Origin of the sequence: Pseudoroseomonas cervicalis ATCC 49957, from assembly GCF_000164635.1 — a bacterium.
Classification (GTDB): Bacteria; Pseudomonadota; Alphaproteobacteria; order Acetobacterales; family Acetobacteraceae; genus Pseudoroseomonas; species Pseudoroseomonas cervicalis.
Genome location: NZ_GG770781.1, coordinates 123,777 through 126,671 on the forward strand (window position 1 = coordinate 123,777; position 2,895 = coordinate 126,671).

General features: G+C 75.0%; 2 protein-coding genes. Both read left to right on the plus strand.

The window, feature by feature from the left end; genetic code table 11:
* Positions 1-489 (plus strand): type VI secretion system protein TssL, long form (tssL, locus tag HMPREF0731_RS15710; protein ID WP_007005154.1); only part of this gene is annotated, 489 nt, incomplete at its 5' end.
* Positions 489-2,895, plus strand: a 2,407-nt coding sequence (gene tssM / locus HMPREF0731_RS15715; protein WP_007005155.1) for a type VI secretion system membrane subunit TssM, incomplete at its 3' end; no start/stop codon positions are given. The genes tssL and tssM, both read left to right, overlap by 1 nt.

Sequence of the window (2,895 nt, forward strand, 5' to 3'; positions counted from 1 at the left end):
CCGCCACCGCCGCCCGCCGCCGCCGTGCCGCCACGCCCGACGCTGGCCGCCAGGCTGCGCGAATTCCTGGCGCCCGAGATCGCGCAGGGCCTGGTCACCGTCACCGGCGATGTCCAGCGCACCATGGTGCGCATCCAGGGCAGCGGCATGTACGCCTCCGGCTCGGCCACGCTGAATGAGCGCTTCGTGCCGCTGCTGACCCGCATCGGCGAGGCGGTGCGCGAGGAGGATGCGGGGCGCACCGACATCCTCGGCCATTCCGACAACCAGCCGATCCGCACACTGCGCTTCCCGTCGAATTTCCATCTGTCCCAGGCGCGCGCCGAGGCGGCGCTGGAGGTGATCCGCCGCGCCTCCGGCCTGGAGGCCGCGCGCTTCCAGGCCGAGGGCCGCGGCGATGCCGAGCCCGTGGCCGACAACCGCACGGCCGAGGGGCGCGAGGCCAATCGCCGCATCGAGGTGGTGGTGCTGAACCGGAGACCCGAGTGATGGGGAGCCTGATCTCCGCCTTCGCCACCATCCCGGCGCTGGCCGGCCTGGCCGTCATCCTGCTGCTGCTGCCGGTGATCTGGCTGTTCCTGCCGCTGCTCGGCTTCGGCAGCACGCGGCCCTTCGAGGATCCCTGGTCGCGCGCCATCATCGCCGCGCTTGTGCTGGCCATCTATCTCGGCCTGATGCTCTGGCGCGCCCGCGCCCGCCGCGCCCGCGACCGCGCGCTGACGGAGGCGGTGACCAGCACGGAAGACCGCGACGGCCGCGCCGCCGAGGAACAGGCGGCCCTGAAAGAAAATCTGGGCCGGGCGCTGGAGGTGCTGCGCCGCTCCGCCGCGCGCCAGGGCAATTTTCTGTATGAGCTGCCCTGGTATGTGCTGATCGGCCCGCCCGGCAGCGGCAAGACCACGGCCATCGCCCGCTCCGGCCTGGATTTCCCGGTGGCCGAGGGCAAGCTGCCCGGCATTGGCGGCACGCGGCATTGCGATTGGTGGCTCTCCGACCGCGCCGTGCTGCTCGACACCGCCGGGCGCTACACCACCCAGGATTCGGACGCCGCCGCCGACCGCGCGGGCTGGGAAAGCTTCCTGGCCCTGTTGCGCCGCACCCGGCCGCGCCAGCCGCTGAACGGCGTGCTGGTGGCCTTCGGCACCGATCTCCTGGCCAGCCTGGACGCCGCCGGGCGGGAGGCGCATGCCCGCAGCGTGCGCCGCCGCATCCGCGAACTGGAAGAAAAACTAGGCCAGCGCCTGCCGGTCTATCTGCTGGTGACCAAGGCCGATCTGCTGCCCGGCTTCACCGAGAGCTTCGACGATCTGGACCGCGACAGCCGCGCCCAGGTCTGGGGCTTCACCTTACCCGTCCAGGCGGGGCCGGAGGGGCCGCTCGCCCGCTTCGGCGCCGAGTTCCAGGCGCTGCTGGCGCGGCTGCAGGCGCGGCTGCTGGAGCGCCTGCAGGCCGAGCGCGGCCCCGCCCAGCGCGCCGCCATCGCCGGCTTCCCGGCGCAATTCGCCTCGCTGGAACAGCCGGTGCGCGACTTCGCCGAGGCCGCCTTCGGCGGCACCCGCATGGATCCGGCGCTGTTCCTGCGCGGCGTCTATTTCACCTCCGGCACGCAGGAGGGCTCGCCGATCGACCGGCTGGCCGGGGCGCTGTCGCGCAGCTTCGGGCTGGACGGGCAGCGCGTGGCGCGCGCCGGTGGCCAGCAGGGGCGGAGCTTCTTCCTCGGCCGCCTGCTGCGCGAGGTGGTGTTCCGTGAGGCCAGGCTGGCCGCGCGCGACCGCAAGGCGGAGCGGCGCGGCCGCATCCTGGCGGCCACCGCCTGGGGGCTGGCGCTGCTGCTGGTGGTGGGGGGCGGGTTCTGGGGCTGGTCCAGCCGCGCCGCGGAGCAGCGCCGCGCCGAGGCGGTGCAGCAGGCCGTCGCCCGGGCGGAGGAGGCCGCGCAGGGCATCCCCTTCGACCCGGTGACCGAGGCCGATTTCCTGCGCGTGCTGCCCTCTCTCGATGCCGCGCGCGACCTGCCCGAGGCGGCGGGGCGGGAGGAGGGGCTGCTCGGCCTCGACCAGGCGGAGAAGCTGGCGGCCGGCGGCCGCATCGCCTATCGCCACGCGCTGGACCGCACCCTGCTGCCGCGCCTGCTGGCCCGCATGGAGGGCCGCATGCGCGCCGAGCTGACCCAGCAGGAGGCGCTGTATGAGACCACCCGCGCCTATCTGATGCTGGGTCGCGAGGGGCCGCTGGATGCCGCGCTGCTGCGCCGCTGGGTGGTGGCCGACTGGGCGCTGCTCTATCCCGGCGCCATCCACCTTCCGGCGCGGGAGGCGCTGGCGCGCCATCTGGACGCGCTGCTGGCGCAGGATTTCGCCCGCTACCCGATCGATGGCGCGCTGGTGGACACGGCGCGGCGCGTCTTCTCCCGCCTGCCCATGGCGGGGCGGGTCTATTCGCGGCTGCGCCCGGCGGGCGAGGCGCTGGCGCCCTGGCGCCCGGCCGATGCGCTGGGCGCCGCCGGGCAGCGCTATTTCGTGCGCGCCTCCGGCCGGCCGCTGACCGAGGGCGTGCCCGGCCTCTACACGCTGGACGGGCTGCGCCAGGCGCTGCTGCCCAATTTGGCCGGGGCGGTGCGCGCCGCCGCCGCCGAGGGCTGGGTGCTGGGCCCGGAGGCGGCGCAGGCCGGCGCCGAGGACCCGGCGCGGCTGGAGGCCGAGGTGCTGGCCCTCTACGCCCGCGACTATGGCGATGCCTGGCAGGCGCTGCTGGACGACCTCGTCCTGCCGCCCTTCGCCGGCCTGCCGGCGGCGGCGGAGGGGCTGAACATCCTGGGCGCGCCCAACTCCCCGCTGCGCGGGCTGCTGCAGGGCATCACCGCGCAGCTCACCCCCTCCGCGGTCGCCGAGAAGGTGG